General features: G+C 68.9%; 20 protein-coding genes. 10 read left to right on the top strand and 10 right to left on the bottom strand.

From position 1 onward, the window contains the following. The gene (locus tag ACAM58_RS17500; protein WP_012748700.1) at positions 1 to 1,509 is read left to right on the top strand and encodes an efflux transporter outer membrane subunit; all 1,509 of its coding nucleotides are present in this window, start codon (positions 1 to 3) and stop codon (positions 1,507 to 1,509) included. A gap of 85 nt (positions 1,510 to 1,594) precedes the next feature. On the opposite strand, the gene ACAM58_RS17495 is transcribed toward ACAM58_RS17500, so the two are convergent. Together ACAM58_RS17495 and ACAM58_RS17490 are read right to left on the bottom strand one after the other, a co-directional pair. Beyond that, a complete protein-coding gene (locus tag ACAM58_RS17495) occupies positions 1,595 to 1,960 on the bottom strand; it encodes an SPW repeat protein (protein WP_012748699.1) in 366 nt (121 codons plus the stop codon). Positions 1,961 to 2,067: 107 nt separating this feature from the next. Then, entirely contained in the window at positions 2,068 to 2,934 is an 867-nt protein-coding gene (locus ACAM58_RS17490; protein WP_012748698.1) for a MurR/RpiR family transcriptional regulator, read from the bottom strand. Positions 2,935 to 3,071: 137 nt separating this feature from the next. Here ACAM58_RS17490 and ACAM58_RS17485 point away from each other — a divergent pair, with 137 nt between their 5' ends. The 4 genes from ACAM58_RS17485 to ACAM58_RS17470 all read left to right on the top strand — a co-directional run bounded on the left by ACAM58_RS17485 (position 3,072) and on the right by ACAM58_RS17470 (position 6,958). Further along, positions 3,072 to 4,406, top strand: coding sequence for an aspartate aminotransferase family protein (locus ACAM58_RS17485; RefSeq protein ID WP_012748697.1), 1,335 nt, complete (start codon positions 3,072 to 3,074; stop codon positions 4,404 to 4,406). A 62-nt stretch (positions 4,407 to 4,468) separates the two neighbouring features. Next, positions 4,469 to 5,383 carry an amino acid ABC transporter substrate-binding protein gene (locus ACAM58_RS17480; RefSeq protein WP_012748696.1) on the top strand — a complete coding sequence of 305 codons (915 nt, stop codon included), beginning with the start codon at positions 4,469 to 4,471 and terminating at the stop codon, positions 5,381 to 5,383. 13 nt (positions 5,384 to 5,396) lie between these two features. Further along, a complete protein-coding gene (locus ACAM58_RS17475; RefSeq protein WP_012748695.1) occupies positions 5,397 to 6,053 on the top strand; it encodes an aspartate/glutamate racemase family protein in 657 nt (218 codons plus the stop codon). An 80-nt stretch (positions 6,054 to 6,133) separates the two neighbouring features. Next, positions 6,134 to 6,958, top strand: a complete 825-nt coding sequence (locus ACAM58_RS17470; protein ID WP_012748694.1) for an undecaprenyl-diphosphate phosphatase — start codon at positions 6,134 to 6,136, stop codon at positions 6,956 to 6,958. Positions 6,959 to 6,979: 21 nt separating this feature from the next. Here ACAM58_RS17470 and ACAM58_RS17465 read toward each other — a convergent pair whose 3' ends face one another. Further along, entirely contained in the window at positions 6,980 to 7,801 is an 822-nt protein-coding gene (locus tag ACAM58_RS17465; RefSeq protein WP_012748693.1) for an IclR family transcriptional regulator, read from the bottom strand. Between the two features lie 126 nt (positions 7,802 to 7,927). Here ACAM58_RS17465 and ACAM58_RS17460 point away from each other — a divergent pair, with 126 nt between their 5' ends. Continuing rightward, positions 7,928 to 8,899 (top strand): tripartite tricarboxylate transporter substrate binding protein, encoded by a 972-nt coding sequence (locus tag ACAM58_RS17460; RefSeq protein ID WP_012748692.1) that lies wholly within the window; start codon positions 7,928 to 7,930, stop codon positions 8,897 to 8,899. Between the two features lie 10 nt (positions 8,900 to 8,909). Then, entirely contained in the window at positions 8,910 to 11,258 is a 2,349-nt protein-coding gene (locus ACAM58_RS17455) for a cytochrome P450 (protein ID WP_012748691.1), read from the top strand. A gap of 6 nt (positions 11,259 to 11,264) precedes the next feature. Here the strand turns inward: ACAM58_RS17455 and ACAM58_RS17450 are convergent, their stop codons facing one another. Both ACAM58_RS17450 and ACAM58_RS17445 read right to left on the bottom strand, forming a co-directional pair. Continuing rightward, positions 11,265 to 11,942: a response regulator transcription factor gene (locus ACAM58_RS17450; RefSeq protein ID WP_012748690.1), complete on the bottom strand. Its 678-nt coding sequence runs from the start codon at positions 11,940 to 11,942 to the stop codon at positions 11,265 to 11,267. Between the two features lie 186 nt (positions 11,943 to 12,128). After that, positions 12,129 to 14,009, bottom strand: a complete 1,881-nt coding sequence (locus ACAM58_RS17445; protein WP_012748689.1) for an ATP-binding protein — start codon at positions 14,007 to 14,009, stop codon at positions 12,129 to 12,131. 105 nt (positions 14,010 to 14,114) lie between these two features. Here ACAM58_RS17445 and ACAM58_RS17440 point away from each other — a divergent pair, with 105 nt between their 5' ends. Further along, positions 14,115 to 16,343, top strand: coding sequence for an adhesin (locus ACAM58_RS17440; protein ID WP_012748688.1), 2,229 nt, complete (start codon positions 14,115 to 14,117; stop codon positions 16,341 to 16,343). Positions 16,344 to 16,371: 28 nt separating this feature from the next. On the opposite strand, the gene ACAM58_RS17435 is transcribed toward ACAM58_RS17440, so the two are convergent. Genes ACAM58_RS17435 through mutS form a run of 4 tightly spaced genes read right to left on the bottom strand, consistent with a single transcriptional unit; the run spans position 16,372 to position 21,445 of the window. Then, positions 16,372 to 17,079: a response regulator transcription factor gene (locus tag ACAM58_RS17435; protein ID WP_012748687.1), complete on the bottom strand. Its 708-nt coding sequence runs from the start codon at positions 17,077 to 17,079 to the stop codon at positions 16,372 to 16,374. A 14-nt stretch (positions 17,080 to 17,093) separates the two neighbouring features. After that, positions 17,094 to 17,903, bottom strand: a complete 810-nt coding sequence (locus ACAM58_RS17430; RefSeq protein ID WP_012748686.1) for an alpha/beta fold hydrolase — start codon at positions 17,901 to 17,903, stop codon at positions 17,094 to 17,096. 17 nt (positions 17,904 to 17,920) lie between these two features. Beyond that, positions 17,921 to 18,760: a proteasome-type protease gene (locus ACAM58_RS17425; protein WP_012748685.1), complete on the bottom strand. Its 840-nt coding sequence runs from the start codon at positions 18,758 to 18,760 to the stop codon at positions 17,921 to 17,923. Positions 18,761 to 18,787: 27 nt separating this feature from the next. Continuing rightward, positions 18,788 to 21,445 carry a DNA mismatch repair protein MutS gene (gene mutS, locus ACAM58_RS17420; protein WP_012748684.1) on the bottom strand — a complete coding sequence of 886 codons (2,658 nt, stop codon included), beginning with the start codon at positions 21,443 to 21,445 and terminating at the stop codon, positions 18,788 to 18,790. Between the two features lie 97 nt (positions 21,446 to 21,542). On the opposite strand from mutS, the gene ACAM58_RS17415 reads away from it, so the two are divergent. Both ACAM58_RS17415 and corA read left to right on the top strand, forming a co-directional pair. Further along, positions 21,543 to 22,157, top strand: coding sequence for a hypothetical protein (locus ACAM58_RS17415; protein WP_012748683.1), 615 nt, complete (start codon positions 21,543 to 21,545; stop codon positions 22,155 to 22,157). A gap of 36 nt (positions 22,158 to 22,193) precedes the next feature. Then, positions 22,194 to 23,171 (top strand): magnesium/cobalt transporter CorA, encoded by a 978-nt coding sequence (gene corA / locus ACAM58_RS17410; protein WP_012748682.1) that lies wholly within the window; start codon positions 22,194 to 22,196, stop codon positions 23,169 to 23,171. A 139-nt stretch (positions 23,172 to 23,310) separates the two neighbouring features. Here corA and ACAM58_RS17405 read toward each other — a convergent pair whose 3' ends face one another. Further along, entirely contained in the window at positions 23,311 to 24,150 is an 840-nt protein-coding gene (locus ACAM58_RS17405) for a siderophore-interacting protein (RefSeq protein WP_012748681.1), read from the bottom strand. Positions 24,151 to 24,160 lie beyond the last annotated feature (10 nt).

Here is a 24,160-nt window from a genome sequence, read left to right as displayed (position 1 = left end):
ATGAACGAAGCTGCCATGACACACCGACAACGCATCCTTTCGCATCTGCCCGGCAGGCTGTCCGCGCTCGCCTTGGCGGCCGTGCTGGCCGGCTGCGCCGTGGGCCCCGCCTACGAAGTACCCACCTCGGCTGCGCCCGCCGGCTGGAAGGAGCAGAAGACCGCCGAAGGCTGGCTGCCCGCCGCGCCGGCCGATGCGCTCGACCGCGGCGAATGGTGGAAGCTCTTCGGCGACGCCACGCTCGACGAACTGGCCGCCCGCGTGCAGGTGTCGAACCAGAACATCGCCGCGGCCGTGGCCAACTACGCGCAGGCCCAGGCGCTGGTGCGGGGCGAGCGCGCTGCGCTGTTCCCCACGGTATCGCTCGACGGCAGCGGCCGGCGCAGCGGCAACATCGGCGGCACCAGCAATGCGGCCAATGCGTTTTCGGCGACGCTCGGGGTCGACTGGGCGCCCGACGTGTGGGGGCGCCTGCGGCAGGCCGTGAGCAGCGCGCAGGCCAATGCCGAGGCCAGCGAGGCCGACTTGGCGTCGGCGCGCCTGTCGGCCGTCGGCGACCTGGCCACCAACTACTTTTCGCTGCGCGAGGCCGATGCCGAGATCGTGCTGCTCGACCAGACCATCGAGGGCTACCAGCGCGCCTTCGAAATCACCAGCAACCGCTACAAGGCCGGCATCGCGGCCCAGACCGACGTGCTGCAGGCGCAGACCCAGCTGGTGAACGCGCAGGCCGAACGCGTGGGCCTGCAGCGCACCCGCACCACGCTGGAGCACGCCATTGCCATGCTGGTGGGCGTGGCGCCGGCCGATTTCAGCCTGCCCGCGGCGCAGTGGACGCCCACGGTGCCCGGCATTCCGACGGGCGTGCCTTCCACGCTGCTGCAGCGCCGGCCGGACATCGCGGCGGCCGAGCGCGCGGTGGCTGCGGCCAATGCGCAGATCGGCATCGCGCGCTCGGCGTACTTCCCCAACTTCGGGCTCAGTGCCTCGGTGGGCAGCAGCGCGAGCCGGGTGAAAGACCTGTTCAACGCGTCCAATACGCTGTGGGCGCTGGGTCTGTCGGTGGCGCAGGTGGTGTTCGATGCGGGCGCCATCGGCGCCACGGTCGACTCGGCCAAGGCGGCGCACGAAGCCAGCGTGGCGCGCTATCGCCAGACCGTGCTCACCGCCTTCCAGGCGGTGGAAGACCAGCTCACTGCCGGCGCCGCACTGGCGCAGCAGGAAGGCCTGCGGCGCGAGGCCTCGGCCGCGGCCGACAAGACCGAGCAGCAACTGCTCAACCGCTACCGCGCGGCCCAGGTGAGCTACACCGAGGTGGTCACTGCGCAGGCCGCCGCCCTCGGCGCGCGGCGCACGCTGGTGCAGCTGCAGGTGAATCGCCAGACCGCCGCGGTGGCGCTGATCCAGGCCCTGGGCGGCGGCTGGCATGCCGGCGGGGCGGGCGGCACCGTGTCGTCCACGCCTTCGACGGCGCAGGCTGCCCCTTCTCCGCAGCGCGGAGTGAAGTAGCTGCCGGGGAGGGCGGCTGCCCGTCCCCTCAGCCCGCTGCACGTGGCGCGCGGGGCCGCTTCTCACGACGCGATCGCCTGCGTGCTCAATGCGCGTGGCGATCCATGCTCCCGCCCAGGTAGTCCTTGTCGGTGACAAGCACCCACAGCGCGAGCACCAGGATGGCCGCAGCCACGAGCACCGCGTTGACCATCGCGTTCTCCACGGTGGCAAAACCGAGCACCCAGGGCGACACGGCCAGCCAGATGGCGAGTGCGCCTTCGGTCCACTCTTCCCATGCACGCGGTACCAGGGTCGCTCCCAGCGCCACGGCGCCCAGCACGACACCCGTCGCCACTGCGCTCCACATCGCGGCAGTGACGCCCTGGAAGCCCAGGACCCAAGGCGAGATGATCAGCCACGCACCCAGGGCGACGTTGACCGGATCTTGCCAATGCTTCACTTGCTTCATGGTCATTACCTCCTGTCGCGACACACAACCGCGACAGCGGTTGGACCATGCCGATCCGGCGGGGTTCCGCGATGCGGCGCTGCAGCATGCAATCGAGCCTGCCGGGCCTAGCCTCCGCGCGCCACCGGCGCCACCAGGTAGGCACCCGACTCGAACAGCTGCGCCTCGGCCTGGTCGATGCGCCGGATCACCGGCTTGCCCGCGCGGCTCGCGAGCAGCTCGACCAGTGCCTCGGTCACGGCCACGCCGGCCGCCACCGAAGGAAAGAACGAGGGGCTGTTGATCGTGAAGAGCAGCGTTTCGTCCGCCAAGAGCGACAGCGGCGAGGCCACGCTGTCGGTGATGGCCACGATGCGGCAGCCGGCCGCCCGGGCCGCCTCGGCCACCTGCAGCGCCTCGCGCGAGTAGGGCCTGAAGCTGGCCACCACCAGCGCGTCGCCCTTGGCGAAGGCGCGCTGCTGCATTTCGAGCGAGCCGCCCTGGCCATCGACCAGGTGCACGCTGGCGCGGAAGAGCCGGTACACATAGACGAACGAGAACGCGATCGGAAAGCAGGCCCTGAAACCCGCCGCATGTACCGCCGGCGCCTTCTCGATCAGCGCGCAGGCCTTTTGCAGCGCCTGCTCGCTCTGCTGGTGCGTGGCCTCCAGGTTGCGGCGCTGCACCTCGAACATCTCGGCCGTGAGGCTGCGGTCCTGCGCGCGGCCGATCAGCTGCTTGGCGCGCCCGCCATAGGTTTCGCTGGCCAGGCCCATGTCGCCGGCAAAGGCTTCCTTGAGCTGCGGCCAGCCCGCATAGCCCAGGTGCTGCGCGAAGCGCACCAGCGTGGCGGGCGTGCTCTGCGCGCGCGTGCCCACGTTGCGCATCGACGCGGTCACCACCTCGTTGGGATGGTCGAGCACGTAGCGCGCCACCTGCTGCAGGGCGGGGCTCAGTTCGTTGAAACGCTGGCGGATCTGGTCTCTGGCGCCCATGGCGGTGTCTCTCTTCTGGCGGTCGTTGGAACGAATGTACCGGACATGGAACGCTGGAACAGTTGACGGAACAAATGTTCCAAACAATAATCCGGTGGAAACGTTAGTTCCAGAACCGAACAGGCCAGCCACCCGCCATGACGCACGTCTTCCACCGCCACCTTCGCCACACCCCGCCGGTTGCCGCCGGCTCCAGCGGCATGTTCATCCGCGATGCCGAAGGGCGCGAATACCTCGACGCCTCTGGCGGCGCGGCCGTGTCTTCGCTCGGCCACGCGCATCCCGAGGTGCTGGCCGCCATGCATGCGCAGCTCGACAAGCTCGCTTATGCCCACACCAGTTTCTTCACCAGCGAAGTGGCCGAGCAGCTGGCCGACGAGCTGATCGCTTCCGCGCCCGAGGGCATGAGCCACGTGTACCTGGTGAGCGGCGGCTCCGAGGCGGTGGAGGCGGCGCTCAAGATGGCGCGGCAGTATTTCGTCGAGACCGGCCAGCCGCAGCGCACGCACTTCATCGCGCGCCGCCAGAGCTACCACGGCAACACGCTGGGCGCGCTGGCCGTGGGCGGCAACGCGTGGAGGCGCGAACCGTTCGCGCCCATCCTGGTGCCGGCCACCCATGTGGCGCCGTGCTATCCGTACCGCGAGCAGCGCGCCGATGAAAGCGCCGAGCAGTACGGCCTGCGCCTGGCGGCCGAGCTCGAAGCGGCCATCGTCGCGCAGGGTGCCGACCGCGTGATCGCCTTCGTGGCGGAAACGGTGGGCGGCGCGACGGCCGGCGTGCTCACGCCCGTGCCGGGCTACTTCAAGGCGGTGCGCGCGGTGTGCGACAAGTACGGCGTGCTGCTGATCCTCGACGAGGTGATGTGCGGCATGGGCCGCACCGGCACGCTGCACGCCTGCGAGCAGGAGGGCGTGGTGCCCGACCTGGTCACCATCGCCAAGGGCCTGGGCGGCGGCTACCAGCCGATCGGCGCGGTGCTGGCGCAGCGCAGGATCGTCGAGGCCATGTCCAGTGGCAGCGGCTTCTTCCAGCATGGCCACACCTACCTCGGCCATCCGATGGCCTGCGCGGCGGCGCTCGCGGTGCAGCAGGTGATCCGGCGCGACGGCCTGGTCGCCAAGGTGCGCGAAGACGGCGCGGCCTTCGGCGCGATGCTGGCCGAGGCGCTCGGCGGCCACGCCCATGTGGGCAACATCCGCGGCCGCGGCTTCTTCTGGGGTATCGAGCTGGTGGCCGACCGCGCGAGCAAGGCGCCGTTCGATCCGGCGCTGAAGCTCCACGCGCTCATCAAGAAGGACGCGATGTCGCGCGGCCTGCTGTGCTACCCCTTCGGCGGCACGGTCGACGGCCGGCAGGGCGACCACGTGCTGCTTGCGCCGCCCTTCATTGCCACGCGGCAGCAGCTGCAGGAGATCGCGGCCCGCCTCGCGGCTTCGATCGATGCGGTGACGCGCGCCGCCGCGCGCTGACCGCTTCGCTGCCGATTTTCTTTCGCCCGTTTTCTTCCACCGCCGTTCCGAGGAGCGCTTCCATGCCCAAGCTTCGTCTGCCGATTCCTTTCGGTGCTGCCGCTCTCGCGGTGGCCTTTGCCGCCCTGTTGCCGCACGTGGCCGCGCAGGCCCAGGAGAACGACACGCTCTCCAAGATCAAGGCGAGCGGCGCCATCACCTTCGGCTACCGCGAGTCGTCGTTCGGCTTCTCGTACCTCGACGGCAACCTGAAGCCGGTGGGCTACAGCATCGAGATCTGCAACCGCATCGTCGAGGCGGTGAAGAGCGAACTCAAGCTGCCGGCCATCGAGATCAAGTACCAGGCCGTGACCTCGGCCAACCGCATTCCGCTGGTGCAGAACGGCACGGTGGACATCGAGTGCGGCTCCACCACCAACCTGGTCGAGCGCCAGAAGCAGGTGGCGTTCTCGCCCGACATCTTCCGCTACAACGTGCGCATGCTGGTGAAGGCCGATTCTGGCATCAGGAGCATTGCCGACCTGCAGGGCAAGACGGTGGCCACCACCACGGGCACCACCTCGTTCCGACTGCTGCGCGAGGCCGACAAGGGCCGCAACCTCGAGGTGAACAACCTGGGCGGCAAGGACCACAGCGACTCCTTCCTGCTGGTGGAGAGCGGCCGTGCGCAGGCCTTCGTGCTCGACGACATCCTGCTGGCCGGCCAGATCGCGAATGCGCGCAATCCGAAGGACTTCATCATCACGGGCGAGAGCCTGCGCACCGAGAACCAGTCGCTGATGTTCCGCAAGGACGATCCGGCCTTCAAGGCGCTGGTGGACCGCGTGGTGTCGGGCATGATGAAGTCGGGCGAGATGGAGAAGCTCTACAACAAGTGGTTCATGTCGCCGATTCCGCCCAAGGGCATCAACATCAACTATCCGCTCAACGCCGAGACGAAGGAGGCCTTTGCCAACCCGTCGTCCAAGGGCATCTGACCCTTCCTGCCGCATGACCCGCATCGCACTGATCCACGCGCTCTCGCACTCGGTTGCGCCCATCAACGCCGCCTTCGAGCGCGACTGGCCCGAGGCCGTGCGCATGAACCTGCTGGACGACAGCCTCTCGGCCGACCTGGCGCGCGGCGGCAAAGGGCTCGACGCGGCGATGCACGAGCGCTTTCAGCGGCTCGCGCAGTACGCGGTCGACACGGGCGCCGAGGGCATCCTCTTCACCTGCTCGGCCTTCGGGCCCTGCATCGAGGCCGTGGCGCAGCGGCATGCGGGCATTCCGGTGCTCAAGCCCAACGAGGCGATGGTGGCCGAGGCCGCGCAAGGGCAGCAGGGCCGCCTCGGCCTCATCGCCACCTTCGCGGCCACGCTGGTGTCGATGCCGCCGGAGTTTCCGCCGGGCATCGCGCTCGAGCCCATGCTGGCCGAAGGCGCGCTCGACGCGCTGAACGCCGGCGACACGCAGCGGCACGATGCGTTGATTGCCGCCCAGGCGGCGGCGCTGCGCGAGCGCGGCTGCACGCGCATTGCGCTTGCGCAGTTCAGCATGGCGCGCGCGCGTGCCGCCTGCGAAGCGGCCAGCGGCCTGCCGGTGCTCACCACCGTCGACAGCGCGGTACGGGCCCTGCGGCTGCGCACGAATCGGGCTCTTCGATAAAGCCCGCAGATGCCAGGGGCCAGCTGAACCTGGCCTGACTCGATGCCTCGCCATAATTGCTGCTCTTTAAAGGAGTAAGCGTGGACATCGTTTTGCTGGTGAAGGCCGCCGTCATGGGCATCGTCGAGGGGCTGACCGAATTTCTTCCGATCTCGTCGACAGGGCATCTGATTCTTGCGGGCTCGCTGCTCGGTTTCGACGACGACAAGGCCAAGGTGTTCGACATTGCCATCCAGACCGGTGCGATCTTCGCGGTGATCCTGGTGTACTGGCAGAAGATCCACTCCACCGTGGTGGCGTTGCCAAGGCAGGCCAAGGCGCGGCGCCTCGCGCTCAACGTGGTCATCGGATTTCTGCCCGCCGTGGTGCTGGGCCTGCTGTTCGGCAAGATGATCAAGGCGCACCTCTTCATTCCCGTGGTGGTGGCCAGCACCTTCATCATCGGCGGCTTCATCATCCTGTGGGCCGAGAAGCGGCCGCCGGGCTCGGTGCGCATCGAGCATGTCGACGACATGACGATGTGGGACGCCCTCAAGGTCGGCCTGGTGCAGTGCTTCGCGATGATTCCGGGCACCAGCCGCAGCGGCTCGACCATCATCGGCGGCATGCTGCTCGGCCTGTCGCGCCAGGCGGCCACCGACTTTTCGTTCTTCCTGGCCATTCCGACGTTGATCGGCGCCGGCGCCTACAGCCTCTACAAGGAGCGCGCGCTGCTGTCGGTGGCCGACATTCCGCTGTTCTCGGTGGGGCTGGTGTTCTCCTTCATCAGCGCCTGGCTCTGCGTGCGCTGGCTGCTCAAGTACATCAGCACGCACGACTTCATTCCCTTTGCCTGGTATCGCATCGCCTTCGGCATCGTGGTGCTGGCCACGGCGTGGACCGGCACGGTGGTCTGGGCGGAATAAGCGCAGCAGCCGGCCCGGCGCTCAGGCGCCGTTCCCGTGCCCCAGGATGGCGCTCGCGGCACGGGCTTCCTGCCGCACCGCGGTGGCGATCGGGCCGTCGATGGCCGGGTCGAAGCCGCCTGTGGCGCCCAGCGCGGTCAGCACCGCGCACACCCGGCCCGCATAGTCGTAGACCGGCGCCGCCACGGCGCTGATGCCGCGCAGGTAGGTGTCCTTCACGCTCGCGCAGCGGGCCAGTTGCACCTCGCGCCGCAGCTGGCCGATGGGGTCCTTCGCGTCCAGCGTGGCCCGCATGTCTTCCGGTGAATCGGCCAGTTCCTGCTCGGCCAGCGCCAGCACCCGCGACTCGTCGAGCAGGCCCAGGAACGCGCGTCCGGTGGCCGACCAGAGCATCGACATCACCGAGCCGGCGCGCACGTTCACCGTGACCGGCAGGCCCGGCTCCTCGAAGCGCACGATGGTCGGCCCCTTGTTGCCCATGACCGCGACGAAGCAGGTCACTTCCAGCGATTCGCGCAGCCGCACGAGGCAGGGCTCGGCCGCGCGGATCGGGTCGGCCTGGCGCATGGCGGCCAGGCCGATCTGGATGGCTTCCGTACCCAGGTAATAGTGCTGCGAGACGGCGTCCTGCAGCACCAGCCCTTCCTCCATCAGGCTGGCGAGGTAGCGGTGCACCTTGGCCGGGCTTTCGGCCACGTGGGCCGACAGGGCCGTCAGGCTGCTGCGGCCGCCCAGGTGGGCCAGCCCCTTGAGCACCGCCATGCCGGTCTCGGCCGATTGCACGCGCTGGCGGCGTTCGCGGGTCGCGGGGGAGAGAGGGGGGAGCTCCGGAGCTTGGGTCATGTGGGCTGCATGTTAGGTGCTGGGGCCGGGCGCCGAGCGGCCGCTCGGGTTCAGGGTTGTCCCTTGAATCAATATTACGCAATGCGTATGATAATTACGCAATACACAATCATGCCGGAGACATCCATGAAAAACCGCCTTGTTCGGTGCCTTGCCGTTCTTTCCCTTGCTGCCGTGGCAACAAGTGCCGGCGCCCAGACCTTTCCCGCCAAGCCGATCCGCTGGCTCGTTCCGTACGCGGCCGGCGGCGGCTCCGACTTTCTCGCGCGCACGGTGGCGCAGACGCTCTCCACCCAGGTGGGACAGCCGGTGCTGGTGGACAACAAGCCCGGCGGCAACACCGCGCTGGCCGCGGCCGAGACGGCGCGCGCGCCGGCCGACGGCTACACGGTGCTGTCGGCCGACAACGGCACGCTGGTGTTCAATCCGGCGCTCTACAAGTCGCTCTCGTACAGCCCGACCAAGGACCTGGCGCCCGTCACGCTGATGGGCAAGTTCCCGATGATCCTGGTGGTCGGCGCCAATTCCGGCATCGCGACGGCCAAGGATTTCATCGCCAGGGCCAAGGCCAAGCCGGGCGACGTGAGCTACGCCTCGGCCGGCGCCGGCAGCCCGCACCACCTGGCAATGGAACTGCTCAAGGTGGAGGCCGGCCTTTTCATGGTCCATGTGCCGTACCGCGGCGCGGCGCCGGCGCTGGCCGACGTGGTGGGAGGGCAGCTGCCGGCCATGATGGTCGACCTGGCGGCCGGCGCCGGCTTCATCAAGGGCGGCAAGGTCCGCGCGCTGGCGGTGGCCAACCCGACGCGCCTGCCGCAGCTGCCCGACGTGCCCACCTTCGCCGAGCTGGGCTACAAGAACGTCGAAGCCGCCGCGCTGGTCGGCGTGGTGGTGCCCTCGGCCACGCCGACGGAGGTGGTGAACACGCTCAACCGCCAGCTGGTGGCGGCCATCCATGAGCCCTCGGTGAACAAGCGCATGGTCGACTTCGGCGTCGAGCCGGTCGGCAACACGCCCGCGCAGTACACCGCGCTGCTGAAGGCCGAGACCGTGCGCTGGCACAAGCTGATCCGCGATTTGAAGATCACGCTGGACTGAGTCTGCTGCCATGTCCGATACCGCCATGCCTTCGCGCACTTCCGGCTGCCCCGTCGCGCACGGGCCGCTGTCTTCCGAGCGCACGCCCACCGGCTGCCCTGTGAGCGCGCGCGCCGCCGAGTTCGACCCCTTCGAGGACGGCTACCAGCAGGACCCGCCCGAGTACGTACGCTGGGCGCGCGAGAAGGAGCCGATCTTCTTCAGCCCCAAGCTCGGCTACTGGGTGATCACGCGCTACGACGACATCAAGGCGGTGTTCCGCGACAACATCACCTTCAGCCCCTCCAACGCGCTCGAGAAGATCACGCCCACCGGCGACGAGGCCAACGCCGTGCTCGCCTCCTACGGCTTCGCGCTGAACCGCACGCTGGTCAACGAGGACGAGCCCGCCCACATGCCGCGCCGCCGCGTGCTGATGGACCCGTTCACGCCCGAGGCGCTCAAGCACCGCGAGCCGATGGTGCGCGAGCTGGCGCGCAGCTATGTCGACCGCTTCATCGACGACGGCCGTGCCGACCTCGTCGACCAGATGCTGTGGGAAATTCCGCTGACCGTGGCGCTGCACTTCCTTGGCGTGCCCGAGGAAGACATGGACACGCTGCGCAAGTATTCGATCGCGCACACCGTCAATACCTGGGGCCGCCCCAAGCCCGAGGAGCAGGTGGCCGTGGCGCATGCGGTCGGCAACTTCTGGCAGTACGCTGGCAAGGTGCTCGAGAAGATGCGCCAGGACCCCGACGCGCCCGGCTGGATGCAGTACGGCATCCGCAAGCAGAAGCTGCACCCCGAGGTGGTGACCGACTCGTACCTGCACTCGATGATGATGGCCGGCATCGTGGCCGCGCACGAGACCACCGCCAATGCCAGCGCCAATGCAGTCAAGCTGCTGCTGCAGCATCCGCAGGTGTGGCAGGAGCTGTGCGAAGACCCGGGCCTCATTCCCAACGCGGTGGAAGAGTGCCTGCGCCACAACGGCTCGGTGGCCGCGTGGCGGCGCCTCGTCACGCGGGACACGCAGGTGGGGGGCGTCGACCTGCCGGCCGGCTCGCGGCTCCTGATCGTCACCTCGTCGGCCAACCATGACGAAGCGTATTTTTCCGATGCCGACCTGTTCGACATCCGCCGCGACAACGCCAGCGACCACCTGACCTTCGGCTACGGCTCGCACCAGTGCATGGGCAAGAACCTCGCGCGCATGGAGATGCAGATCTTCCTGGAGGAATTCACGCGGCGGCTGCCGCACATGCGGCTCTCGGAGCAGCGCTTCAGCTACGTGCCGAACACCTCGTTCCGCGGGCCCGAACACCTGTGGGTCGAGTGGGACCCGGCGGCCAATCCGGAGCGCAGGAACCCCGCGCTGCGCGCGGTGCAGGTGCCGGTGCGCATCGGCGAGCCCTCGCGGCACGCGATCACGCGGCCGGTGGTGGTGGAGCGCGTGACGCCGGTGGCCGAGGGCATCGTCAAGCTGCGGCTCGCGTCGCCCGATGGCAAGCCGCTGCCGCGCTGGACCGCCGGTTCGCACATCGACGTGGAATGCGGCTCGCCCGAGCGGTCGCGCCAGTATTCGCTGTGCGGCGACCCGGGCGAAGCCGGCGTGTTCGAGATCGCGGTGCTGCATGAGCCCGAAGGCCGCGGCGGCTCGGCCTGGGTGCATGCGCAGGTGAAGGCCGGCGACCGGCTGCGCATTCGCGGGCCGCGCAATCACTTCCGGCTCGACGAGTCGCTGGCGAAGGCGATCTTCATCGCGGGCGGCATCGGCATCACGCCCGTCAGCGCGATGGCGCGCCGCGCGAAGGCGCTCGGCATGGACTACGAGCTGCACTACAGCGGCCGCAGCCGCGCGCGCATGGCCTTCCTGGACGAGCTCGCGGCGCTGCACGGCGAGCGGCTGCAGGTCCATGCGAGCGACGAAGGGCGGCGCTGCGACCTGCGCGCGCTGCTTGCCGAGCCGGTGGCCGGTGCGCAGGTCTATGCCTGCGGACCGCTGCGCATGCTCGAGGCGCTCGAAGACTGCTGCGCCGCCTGGCCCGAGGGTGCCTTGCGCGTCGAGCATTTCGAGTCGACGCTCGCCACCCTCGATCCGTCGAAGGAGCATGCCTTCGAGGTCGAGCTGAAGGATTCCGGCCTGGTGGTCAACGTGCCGCCCGGCCAGACCCTGCTGTCGGCGCTGCGCGCCGCCAACGTCGACGTGCAGAGCGATTGCGAGGAGGGCCTGTGCGGCTCCTGCGAAGTGCGGGTGCTGTCCGGCAAGGTCGATCACCGCGACGTGGTGCTGACCCGCCCGGAACGCGAGGCCCACAACAAGATGATGGCCTGCTGCTCGCGCGCCTGCGAAGGCCGGCTGGTGCTCGAGCTCTAGGACTGGTCAGCGCGCCAGGGCGTGCCCGCCGCCCATGTGCGCCGTCTCGGCGCGCGAGCCGAGCGCCAGCTTTCTGTAGATGCCCTTGATGCGGCATTCCACCGCCAGCCGGGGCATGGCCAGCGCCTGGGCGATGTCGCGGTGCTCGAGCCCCTGCACCACCAGTTCGAGCGTCTTGCGCTCCTGCGGCGTCAGCGCCGCTTCGGGCATCGACCCCGGATCGGCCGCCTGCCCCGCATGCCAGGCCAGCACGCGCCGCGCAATGGCCGGATCGATGGTGGCGCCGCCCTGCTCGATGCTGCGCAGGCCGATGCTCAGCTCGAGGTCGTCGCGCTCCTTCAGGAGATAGGCCACCGCGCCGGCGCGGAGTGCGGAAAAAATGGCTTCTTCGCTGCGGGAGGCGGAAATGGCCACGGCGGGCACTTGCGGATGGTGGGCCTGCAGCCATTCGACGAGCTCGACCGCGTCGTCGCCAGGCGGGCCGATGTCCACCAGCATCACGCCGAAGCTCGGCTTTTCCAGCAGCTGCATGGCCATCTCGGCATCGTCGGCCCAGGTGATCTGCGGCTCGTCGCAGCCGAGCGTGGGCAGGATGTAACGCAGGCGTTCCTGCATTGCCGTGTCGTTTTCGACCACGAGCACCGAGCTCAGCGAAACGGTTTCGGCGGCTTCCGAGGAGAACATTTGGGCGGCATTCTGAGACTGTGGCCGAGAAACTGGGACGTTTTGACTTATTTTGCGCGAATGTTGCCGGAATTGACATTTATGTCCCCCGGTTTGCCCATGCCCTGAACAGGGCCTTGCACAGAGGGCCGGACCAGGTGGCGCAACCCGCTCCGGCAAGGGCCGGGACGGGGGTGCGCAGGCCCCTCAAGACGCCGCTGCCAGCGGCATGCGCAGCGCCAGTTGCGTCTGGCCGGGGCGCGATTGCAGCTGCAGTTCGGCCCCCAGGCGGCGTGCGCGCGTGCGCAGGCTGCGCAAGCCCGCGCCGGCGCCCTTGTCGGCGCCGTCCACCACGAAGCCGCGGCCGTCGTCGCGCACGCTGAGCTGCAGTTCGGCGCCGGTGCGCGTCACCGCCACGTCGACGCGGCGGCTTGCGCTGTGCTTGAGCACGTTGGTCAACGCCTCCTGCAGGAAGCGCAGCAGATCCAGGCTCTGCGACGGCGGCAGCTCGAGCGTCTCGATGTTCGATACCTGCCAGCGGCAGTCGATGCCGTTCGCGTCGAGCAGCTGCGAGGTGCGATGGCGCAAGGGCGCGAGCAGCTCGCCGAATGCACGCGCCCCGTCGTGCTGGCCCGCGGCCTCGATGATCAGCCGCAGGTCGTCGCGCAAGCGCTTGAGCATGGCGAGCAGTTCGGGCGCGGAGAGTTTCTCGGGTTTGCGTTCGAGCGTTGCGATGCTGCCGACCAGCATGCCGCCCAGCCCGTCGTGCAGGTCGCTCGCGAGGTTCACCCGCTCGCCGATGCGCGCATGCGCCAGCTCGAGCGCATGCTGCTGCGTCAGCGTGACGCCGAGTTCGGCCTTGGCCGCGTTCACTTCCTCGATCAGCTCGGTGTTGAAGTTCTCGATGCGCTTCAGGCTCTGCACGAAGCGCCCGGCCTGCGTCAGCGCCATGCCCAGCAGCAGGCCATACGAGGACATGGTCGTGTAGTAGATGTTGCTGTCGATCACCTGCGTGAACACCAGCAGGTCGTGCGCGCCCGTTGCCGCCGACAGGGCCATGAAGGGCGCGAGCGAGCGCATCGGGCTGCGGCGATGGCGCAAGGCATGGATCAGCGCGGCGCTGTTCACCGCGATGATCGTGAGGCCGCCCACCAGCGTCCAGACGGCGCGGTGAGCGAGCAGGTTGGCGGAGCCGGCGAGCCACAGGTCGAGCACGCCGGCCACCGCGACCAGCAGCGCAAGGCCTTCCAGCCGCGGCATGCGCCGCTCGCAGAAGCGCAGCGCGAACACGGCGTAGGACACACTGAAGAGCAGCAGCAGCGAGGTGTTCAGCGCCTGCCAGCTGTGGTTGCTCGCAAAGGGCCAGGGGCTGGTGGCGATCTGGTTGTAGCCGAACAGGAGCCACAGCACCGACATCAGCGCGAACCAGCCATAGGCCGTCTCGCGCCGGCGCATGGCCCACAGCGCGGCAAAGAAGGCCGAGACCGCGGCGCTCACCGCGAGCCCGAGCATCTGGAGATCGCGGCGCCAGACGCGCTCCTGCCCGTACTCCGCCTGCATGGCCGCGGGTGCGCCCAGGCTGACCGGGCCGAGGCCGGCCTGGTAGGCGGACAGGCCCGAGACGCGTACCAGCAGCGTGTTGCGGCCCGCCTGCAGCAGCGGCGGCGCCAGCAGCCAGTAGCGCGGGCTGTTCCAGGCGCGGGTCAGCGGCTCGACCAGGCTTTGGTCGCGCCAGATCGGGGTGCCGTTGAGCGACACCGCGCCGGCCATGTTGAGGTAGTGCAGCAGCAAGCCGACCTCGGTGACCTCTGCGGGCTGGTCCCAGGTGAGCCGGTACCAGACCACGCCGTCGAAGCCGGGCCAGCGTTCGGCCCAGCTGTCGGGCAGCGTGACGCGCGTCCATCCGTCGGTCGGCGGGCTGGTCTCGTTCCAGCCCGTGCTCCGCACTGCCTCGACATGGAACTCGGGAGGAGGGGGCTGCTGCGCGAGCGTCGTCGCAGGGATGGAAACAAGGAGGAAGAAAAGAAGGGCGCCCATCAACGCGGCAAGCAGTGCCTGTGCGGGCGATGCGGGCTGCCGGCTCCTCATCCGATCCAGATCCTTCATTTACCAGTTCTCGGGGATGGCCTCGATGAAAACGAAAAGACACACTTTGCCATGTTTTGTCTTGGTTGTTCACAAGGGGAGAAGTCCATGTCCATCCGGATCCACGCGCAGCTGCTGGCGATTGCCTTGTCTTTCGCGGGAAGCGCACATGCCGCCGGCTATGCGGCCGGTGGCGCGGGCAACGCAGGCCCCGCCCAACCCGGCTGGTCGTCGAGCGCCGGCGGCGGTGCGGCTACGGTCTCAGGAGACGGTTCCACTGCGATCGGCGCGGGTGGCGATGGCAGCAACGGAACTGCTGGCGGAACAGGTGGAACGGGCGGCGTTGGCGCCAGTGCGACCGCGAATGGTTCGACGGCCATCGGGGGCGGCGGAACCGCGGGGCAAGGTAGGGCGGGCGGCACGGGCGGGGCAGGGGGAAGCGGCGCCCAGGCCACGTCTTCCGGCGCCATTGCCGTCGGCGCTGGCGGCGCTGGCGTTGACGGTTGCTGCGGCTTCCCCGGCCGCGCCGGCGGCAGCGGCGCGCAGGCCACGGGCAACTCGGCGGTCGCCATCGGGAGCGCCTCTGGCACCAGCCAGGGCGCAGTGGCGTCCGGCAATGGCAGCACGGCGATCGGCGGCGCGAACGGTGGCGCTTCGGGCGCGGCGGCGCTTGCGACAGGCGGTGTGGCGATCGGCTCGGGCAGTCGGGTCGAAAGCGGCGCGAGCGGCAGCGTGGCCATCGGCGCGAATTCCGTCGCCACGGCGGCCAACACGGTGTCCTTCGGGTCCACCGGCCAGACGCGCGGCCTGGTCAACGTCAGCGCCGGATCGGTGAACTCCACGAGCACCGACGCTGTCAACGGCAGCCAGCTGTACGCCGTGCAGAGTGCTGCAGAAGTGGCTCGAGCAACTGCGAGCGGCGCAATGGGCCGGGCGATGATTGCTGAACTTGATGCGACGCGAGCCCAAGACACGGCGAATACCGCACAGACCACGGCCGTTGGCGCTCAAGGCACGGCAAATACTGCGCTCGCGAATGCGGCCACTGCGCAGACCACAGCCAACGGCGCCCAGACCACGGCGGCTACTGCCCAGGGCACAGCAAACACTGCCCTTGCCAACGCAGGCACCGCGCAGACCACGGCCGTTGCCGCCCAGGGCACGGCAAATACTGCGCTCGCGAATGCGGCCACCGCGCAGACCACGGCCAACGGCGCCCAGACCGCGGCGGCTACTGCGCAGGGCACAGCAAATACCGCGCTCGCCAACGCAGGCACCGCGCAGACCACGGCCGTTGCCGCCCAGGGCACGGCAAATACTGCGCTCGCGAATGCGGCCACTGCTCAGGCCACGGCCAACGGTGCCCAGACCGCGGCGGCTGCCGCCCAGGGCACGGCGAACACCGCCCTGGGCGTGGCCAACAACTCGGTCCAGTACGGCCCGGGCGGTACGAGCGTCAGCCTGAACGCCAACGACGGCGCGGGAACCACGCTCAACAACGTGCGCGCCGGCACCGCCGCAACGGATGCCGCCAACGTCGGGCAGGTCCAGCAGGCGGAGCAAGGCGCCGTCACGGCCTCCAACAGCTTCACGATGCAGCAGGTGACTGCCCTGCAGAGCGTCATGAACCAGGCCCTTGCCAACGGCCTGTGCAGCTTCAGCGGGGGCAGCGTGACCTGCGGCACGGGCAGCAAGGCCACCGGCGCGGGTGCCACGGCCATGGGCACCAACGCCATTGCCGATGGCGAGGGCACCACCGCGCTGGGCAGCGGCGCCGAGGCCCGCCATGCCGGCTCGGTGGCCATCGGCGCCGGCGCCAAGGCGCTGGCCGATCCCGCCACGGCCGTGGGCAACAACGCGGTGGCCACCGGCAACAACGCGGTGGCGCTGGGCGCCAACACGCTGGCCTCGGGCAGCAATGCGGTGGCGTTGGGCCAGGGGTCGGTGGCGGACCGCGACAACACCGTGTCGGTGGGCAACGCGGCCACCGGGCAGTTGCGCGGCATCGCGAATGTCGCTCCCGGCGTGCTGGGCACCGATGCCGTCAACGTCAACCAGCTGCAGCAGGCGGTGAGCAGCGCGACCAGCCAGGCGAACGCCTTTGCCGCGCAGGGCGTGGCCTCGGCACTGGCCATGCCGTCGATGCCGGCCCTGTCGGCGGGCAAGAAATGGATGGGTGCCGCCGTGGGCAACTACGCCGGCGCAGCGGCCATCGGCTTTGCCTTCGGCTACCAGGTCAACGACAACCTGAACCTGGGGCTGGGGGTTTCCACCGCCACCAGCAGCGGCAGCAGCAACCGCATCGCCGCCCGCGTGCAGGCCGGCTATTCCTGGTGAGGCGTGCAGCAGGGAAGAACGCGTGCCCTCAGTCCAGCAAGCCGTGCCTTCGGGCCTGGTAGACGGCTTCGGTGCGAGAGCTGACGGCCAGCTTGCGGTAGATGTTCTTGGTGTGGCATTCCACGGTCAGCCTGGAGATCGACAGCGATTCGGCCATGTCGCGGTTGCTCAGCCCCTGCGCCACGAGTTCGAGGATCCGGCGCTCCCGCGGCGTCAGCGCGACGGGCAGCGCAGCAGGTGCATCGGCCGCCGACACGGCGGGCGGCGAAGGCTGCTGCGCCGCGAGCCAGCCGAGGATATGGCGCGCAATGGCCGGATCGATCGGCGAGCCCCCCTGCTCGATGCTGCGAAGCGCAATGCCCAGTTCGAGATCGTCGCGGTCCTTCAGCAGGTAGCCGATGGCGCCGGCCCGCAGCGCCGCGAAGATGACGTCCTCGGTCCGGAAGGCCGAGATCACCACCGCGGGCACCTTGGGATGCTGCGCCTGCATCCAGCCGATCAGTTCGACCCCGCTGCCGTCCGGCAGTCCGATGTCGACCAGCGCGATGCCGAAGCTCTGCGCGCCGAGCAGTTCCTTGGCCGCGGCAATGCTGTCGGCCCAGGCGATCTGCGGCGCGGCGTGGCTGAGCGTGGCCAGCACGTGGCTGAGGCGTTCGCGCATCGCGGGGTCGTCCTCGACCACCAGCGAAGGGCTCAAGGAAACGCCTTCGACGGCTTCCGGCCTGGAATTGGACATATGTTTCCGTGCGATCAGCCCATCAGGTTGCGCAGCGCCGCTTCCACCGCCGCCGCGGTGGCCAGCGGCTTTTCCATGGGAAACAGGTGCGTGCCGTCGAGCATGGCGATGCGTCCCCGGGTGACCTTCTGGGTCATGGCCATGCCCACCTGCTTCATCTCGGCGGACTGGCGCCCGCCGATGAAGGCCGCCTTGCACTTGAGCGGATGGCGGCGCAGCAGCGCGCCCAGGTTGTGGGGCAGGGTGTCGTAGATGGCCGTTTCCACGTCGCGGTCGAAACTCAGCTCTCTCATGTCTTCGCTCGCGAAGGTGCCGTGGTCGATGTAGTCGTGCAGCACCTGCTCGTCCCACCTGGCAAAGGCCTTCTTGCTGCGGAAATGCTCGAACACCGCTTCGCGGTGCGCCCAGCTGTTGCGGCGTTTCCGGCTAATGGCGCCGGGCGAAATGCTCTTCATGAGCGGTGTGCGCTTGACGACATTGAGCGTGTTCGCGCGCCAGCCGCTGAGGACCGGCGAGTCGAGCAGCACCACGCCGCAAGCGAGCGCCGGATGCAGCGCTGCGCACATCAGGCTCAGGATTCCGCCCAGCGAATGGCCGACCAGGAACACCGGGCCGCCGGCGCGGTCGGCGTGCCGTTGCGCGAAGTCGGCCAGCTGCTGCACCAGGTGCGGCCAGTTATCGGTGACGGGGTACTTCGGGTCGTGCCCGAATTTCTCGATGGCATCGACCTCGAAGCCGCGGCTGCGCAGGCTGTCGAGGACGACGCGGTAGGTGCTCGCGGGAAAGCTGTTGCCGTGCGAGAACACGACGGGAGGCATCGGCATGGCCGCGGTCGGCTTCTTCAGATCAGCTTTTCGTCGGGCGTCGAGATCTTGCGCAACGGGCTGTGCCGCGTGGCCGGCATCTTCAGCGGATGCTCGGTGGCGGAGTCGTCCCACACCGGGTCCTCGATGCTGTCGAACACCTCGCGCAGCTTCTGGCCCCAGCTGTTGTGCATCATGCGGTAGTAGGGGTTGTCTGCGTCGATGCAGATCACGCGGTCGGTCTCGAGCTTGTTGGCCTCGTACACCACCAGGTCGAGCGGCAGGCCCACCGACAGGTTCGACTTCATGGTCGAGTCCATCGACACCAGCGCGCACTTGGCGGCTTCGTCCAGCGGGGTCTCGGGTGTGAGCACGCGGTCGAGCACCGGCTTGCCGTACTTCGACTCGCCCACCTGGAAGTAGGGCGTCTCGGTGGTGGCCTCGATGAAGTTGCCGGCCGCATAGACCAGGAACAGGCGCATGCCTTCGCCCTTGACCTGGCCGCCGAAGATGAAGGACACGTTGAAGTCCAGCCCCGCATGCTTGAGCGCCTCGGCGTCGCGGTCGTACACGTGGCGCACGGCCGAGCCGAGCACGCGCGCGGCATCGAACATGCTCTTGGCGTTCCAGATGGTGATGGGGTCGCCCTGCGAGCCGTCTTCGCGCGTTTCGCGCAGTTCCTCGATCTGCAGGATCTCGCGCACCGACTGCGAGATGCTCAGGTTGCCCGAGGACAGCAGCACCATGACGCGGTCGCCCGGCTGCTCGTAGACGATCATCTTGCGGAAGGTGCTGATGTGGTCCACGCCCGCATTGGTGCGCGAGTCGGAGAGAAACACCAGGCCGGCGTTGAGTTTGATGCCTACGCAATAAGTCATTTTTTCATCTCGCACGAAGGATGCCCGCTACGCGGCGCCGCGTTCGCGCGTGTTCAGTTTTTGTAAGGCATAGAGCGCGTCGAGCGCCTCCCGTGGCGTCATCGCATCAGGATCGAGCGCGGCCAGGGCGGATTCTACGGCGCTGGCCATCGGCGTTTCGGCCGCCGGGGGCGGGGCGAACAGGTCGACCTGCGCGCGCGTCTGGGCGTGTTGCGACTCGAGCGCCTCGAGCGCCTGCCGCGCGTGGTTGACCACTGCGGCCGGCATGCCGGCGAGCCGCGCCACCTGGATGCCGTAGCTCTTGCTGGCCGGGCCGGGCTGCATTTCGTGCAGGAACACGATGTCGCGGCCCGCCTCGGTGGCGCTCACATGCATGTTCACGGCGCAGTGGTGCGTGGCCGGGAATTCGGTCAGCTCGAAGTAGTGGGTGGCAAAGAGCGTGAAGGCCTTGCTGCGGTCGTGCAGCTGGGCCGCGATGCCCGCGGCCAGCGCCAGGCCGTCGAAGGTGCTGGTGCCGCGGCCGATCTCGTCCATCAGCACCAGCGACTGGGCGGTGGCGCTGTGCAAAATTTGCGCGGCCTCGGTCATCTCGAGCATGAAGGTCGACTGCGCGTTGGCCAGGTCGTCCGCGGCACCGATGCGGGTGTGGATGGCGTCGATCGGCCCGAGCCGGCAGGCCGCCGCCGGCACGTGCGAGCCGATGGAAGCCAGGAGCACGATGATCGCCACCTGCCGCATGTAGGTTGACTTACCGCCCATGTTGGGGCCGGTGATCACCTGCATGCGCTGCTGCGGCCCGAGCTGCGTGTCGTTGGCGATGAAGCCGCCCGACGATTTTTCGGCCAGCCGCGCCTCCACCACCGGATGGCGGCCCTGCTGGATCTCGATGCAGGGGTGCGAGACGAAGCTCGGCGCGCGCCAGTGCAGCGTGTGCGAGCGCTCGGCCAGCGCGCACAGCGCATCGAGCGTGGCAATGGCGCCGGCCAGCTGCGTGAGCGCGGGCACCGAGGGCTGCAGCGCGTCGAGCAATTGCTCGTAGAGCCACTTCTCACGGGCAAGGGCCCGGTCCTGCGCGCTCAGCGCCTTGTCCTCGAAGGCCTTGAGCTCGGGCGTGATGAAGCGCTCGGCATTCTTCAGCGTCTGGCGGCGGCGGTAGTTGTCGGGCACCTTGGAGAGCGCGCTTTGCGTGACCTCGATGTAGAAGCCGTGCACGCGGTTGAACTGCACCCGCAGGTTGCTGATGCCGGTGCGCTCGCGTTCGCTGACTTCGAGCTTCAGCAAAAAATCGTCGCAGTTCTCGCTGATCGCGCGCAGCTCGTCGAGTTCGGCGTCGTGGCCGGTGGCGATCACGCCGCCGTCGCGCACCAGCGCCGAGGGGTCGGGCTTGATCGCACTCGCCAGCAGGTCGGCGCAGCCCGACGGCGGCGCGAGCCGTTCGATGATGCCGCCCAGCAGTTCGCCGGACGCCGGAAGCGCCGGGGCCAGCTGCTCGGCCTTTGCAAGCGCGAGGCGCAGCGCGAGCAGTTCGCGCGGGCGCACCTGCCTGAGCGCGATGCGCGCCGCGATGCGTTCCACGTCGCTGGTGTTCTTGAGCTGTTCGCGCAAGGTGCGCCAGGGCGCGGCGGTGCCGCCCAGCACCGTGGACTGGAGCGCCGCAATGGCTTCGAGCCGGGCCTGCGCCTCGCCGCGGTCGCGCCGGGGCGACAGCAGCCAGCGCTTGAGCAGCCGGCTGCCCATGCCCGTCATGCAGGTGTCGAGCAGCGAGAACAGCGTGGGCGAGTCTTCGCCGCGCAATGTCTGCACCAGTTCGAGGTTGCGCCGCGTGGTGGGCGGCAACTCGACCAGGTCGCCGTCGCGCTCCACCGACAGGCGCTGCACATGCGACAGCGCGCGGCCCTGCGTGTGCTCGGCATAGCCCAGCAGCGCGGCCGCGGCGGCATGCGCGTTGGCGAGCGATTCGGCGTTCCAGGCCGCGAGGCTGTTGCTGCCCATCTGCTCGCTGAGCTTGCGCTCGCCCAGGCCGCCGTCGAACTGCCACGCGGGGCGGATCGAGAGCGTGAAGGGCGTGGCCGCGCGCGCGGCCTTCAGGCGCTGCTCGAAGGCCGGCGTCACCTCGGCGCTGTAGAGCAGCTCGCTCGGCGCGATGCGCGCGATCCAGGCTTCGAGCGCATCGGCCGGGCATTCGGCCAGCCGCAGCTCCGCGCCGGTCACGCTGAGCCAGGCCAGGCCGCAGAAGTTGCGCGTGCCCGCATGCACTGCGAGCAGCAGCGATTCGCTCTTGTCGTTGAGCAGTTCCGAATCGGTCAGCGTGCCGGGCGTGACCACCCGCACCACCTTGCGCTCGACCGGGCCCTTGCTCGCGCCGACTTCGCCCACCTGCTCGCAGATGGCCACCGATTCGCCCAGCTTGATGAGCCGCGCAAGATAGGTGTCGACCGCATGGAAGGGCACGCCGCACATCACCACGGGCTGGCCGGCCGACTGGCCGCGCTGGGTGAGCGTGATGTCGAGCAGGCGCGCGGCCTTTTCGGCGTCGGCCCAGAACAGCTCGTAGAAATCGCCCATCCGGTAGAACAGCAGGGTGTCCGGATGGTTCGCCTTGAGGCCCAGGTACTGCGCCATCATGGGCGTATGCCCGGAGAAGTCGCTGGTGGAGGGGGAGGGTTGCGCGGTCGTCGTTTTCACTCGGACGATTATCGGGGACGCGAATGCCTCGGCCGGGCCGGCGCCCCACCTTTAAAATCCGCCGGCGCGAACCCCGCGCGAAAGAAACAAGGCGCCCATGGTCCACCCGGATGAATTCAAAGGCCCCGAAGCGGACGCGCTGCCCGACACCGCCACCGTGCCCGCAGAACTCGCCGCGCTGTACCTCTGCATGCCGCCGGCCCAGCTCGCCGACCTGCGCAAGTCGAAACGGCCGGACGGCCGGGCAGGCAATGGCGCATCCATCATCAAGCCGGTGGAAGGCGGCGCGAAAGACCCGGTGCTGTACCAGATGGGCACCTTGCGCGGCTTTGCAAAGACGCACACCGCCCCCACGGCCTTCGACACCGCGCTGGACTCCGGGCTGCCGGGCTGGGTGGCCGCCAGGCTGCCTTTCTTTGCCGAGCGCGAACCCCGCATCAAGCGCGGCCGGCGCGTGCTCATCGGCGGCGCCTGGGACCGGGCGGACCCGCTGCGCGAGAAACGCTTCGCCGACCTGGCAAAGGGCCGCATCCGCTTCACCTCATTGACATGCGCCGAAGCCGCCGCGAGCCTGTGGGCCGACGTGGCAAGCCACAGCGCGCTTGCCGAAAAGGGGCTCGCCCTGCTCAGGCGCGAGACCGAGGCCATCGAGGCCGCGCTGGCGGCCACCGCGCAGCTGGCCGCGGCTTCCAATCCGGATGCGGTGGCCTGACCCGCTTCCTTCCAGACCGACCATGGACGAGTACCGATGCTGATCAACTGCGTGGCCTACGAGAACGGCGCCAAGCTTGCCGACATTCCGGTCGAGGACATCAGCGAGTACATCTCCCGGCCCGGCTGCTTCGTCTGGGTGGCGCTGAGCGACGCCACGCCGCAGGAGCTGGCCCAGATGCAGGAGGAGTTCAACCTGCATCCGCTCGCGGTGGAAGACGCCCAGCACGGCCACCAGCGGCCCAAGGTCGAGGAATACGGCGATTCGCTCTTCGTCGTGATGCACCTGGTCGAGCCCTCTGCCGAGGGCGAGCACTGCGTGAACGTGGGCGAGGTCGACGTCTTCGTCGGCAAGAACTACGTGCTGTCGGTGCGCAACCGCAGCCAGCAGGGCTTCCTGGGCGTGCGCGAGCGCTGCGAGCGCGAGCCCGAGCTGCTGCGCAATGGCGCGGGCTTCGTGCTGTATGCGCTGATGGATGCGGTGGTCGACCGCTACTTTCCGGTGATCGATGCGCTCGAGGTGGAGCTCGAATCCATCGAGCAGCAGATCTTCACGCAGGGCGGTGCGGCGCGCGACAAGATCAAGCAGCTGTACGACCTGAAGCGGCGCAGCATGATCCTCAAGCGCGCGGTGGCGCCGCTGGCCGAGGCGGCGGGCAAGCTGCATGGCGGGCGGGTGCCGCAGATCTGCATGAGTTCGCAGGAATATTTTCGCGACGTGGCCGACCACCTGGTGCGTATCAACGGCTCGATCGACGCCATGCGCGACACCATCGGCACGGCCATTTCGGTGAACCTCTCGATGGTCACGATCGAGGAGAGCGAAGTCACCAAGCGGCTGGCTGCCTGGGCCAGCATCTTTGCGGTGTGCACCGCGTTCGCGGGCATCTGGGGCATGAACTTCGAGCACATGCCGGAGCTGAAATTCCGCTATGGGTATCCGGTGGCGCTGGTGCTGATTGCGGCCACCTGCAGCTATCTCTACTACCGGTTCAGGCGCGCGGGCTGGCTCTGAGCCTTTTCTTTCTCCCTCCCCTTCCGGGGGAGGGCAGGGGTGGGGGCTGGCGGCGTATCAAGCATCGGCGGCCTTGCAAGTGCCGCTCGCCCCCATCCCAACCTTCCCCCGGGAGGGGAAGGAGCAATACCAAGGCGCTTTACTCGTCGTGCGTATCGTGCGTGGCCACCGCACCGCGCCGCCAGTAGCCCGAGGCGCGAATCCACTTGGGGTTGGCGCCGCGTTCGCCCACGAGGTGCGCGCGCAAGGCCTTCGCAATCGCCGATTCGCAGCCCACCCAGGCGTGGAAGTCGCCGGCCGGCAGCGCCATGGCCCGCAGCGCATCGATCAGCACCGGGCTCAGGCCCGGTTCGGCGCCGTTGCGGTGCACCCACTTCAGCGTGAGTTGCGCCTTCGTCTCGAACGGAACCTGGTCGGCTTTGCTGTCGACCTCGGCCAGCACCACCACCCGGGCACTGGCCGGCAGCTCGGCCAGGCGCCGCGCAATGGCGGGCAGGGCGGTGTCGTCGCCGATCAGCAGGTGCCAGTCGAAGGCCGTCGGCACGATGAACGAGCCGCGCGGGCCGCCCACGCCGAGCACATCGCCGGGCTTGGCCTGCTCGGCCCATTGCGTGGCGGGGCCGGCGTCGTGCAGCGCGAAGTCAAGCTCCAGCGTGTTGGCGCTGGCGTCGTGACGGCGCGGCGTGTAGTCGCGCATGGTGGGCCGGCCGCTCGCGGGCCACACCGGGCCGTCGGGCCCCACGGTCGGCAGCGTGAGCTGGCCGGTCACGGCATCGGGGAAAAAGATCTTGGCGTGGTCGTCGAAACCCGGGCTCGTGAAGCCCGCGAGGTCGTCGCCCGTCAGCGTGATGCGGATCAGGTGCGGTGTCACGCGCTGCACGGTCTTGACCGTGAGCTGGCGAAAGCGAAGCTCGTGGCGCACGCGTTGCGGCGTGCGGTCGGGTGTGGTGGAAGCAGAAGTGGTTGTGAAGTCGGTCATTTCAAAAAAA

It is taken from the genome of Variovorax sp. V116, from assembly GCF_041154435.1.
GTDB classification, from domain to species: domain Bacteria; phylum Pseudomonadota; class Gammaproteobacteria; order Burkholderiales; family Burkholderiaceae_C; genus Variovorax; species Variovorax paradoxus.
The sequence above is the reverse complement of the archived record's forward strand: the minus strand, read 5'-3'. Positions and strand labels throughout refer to the sequence as shown.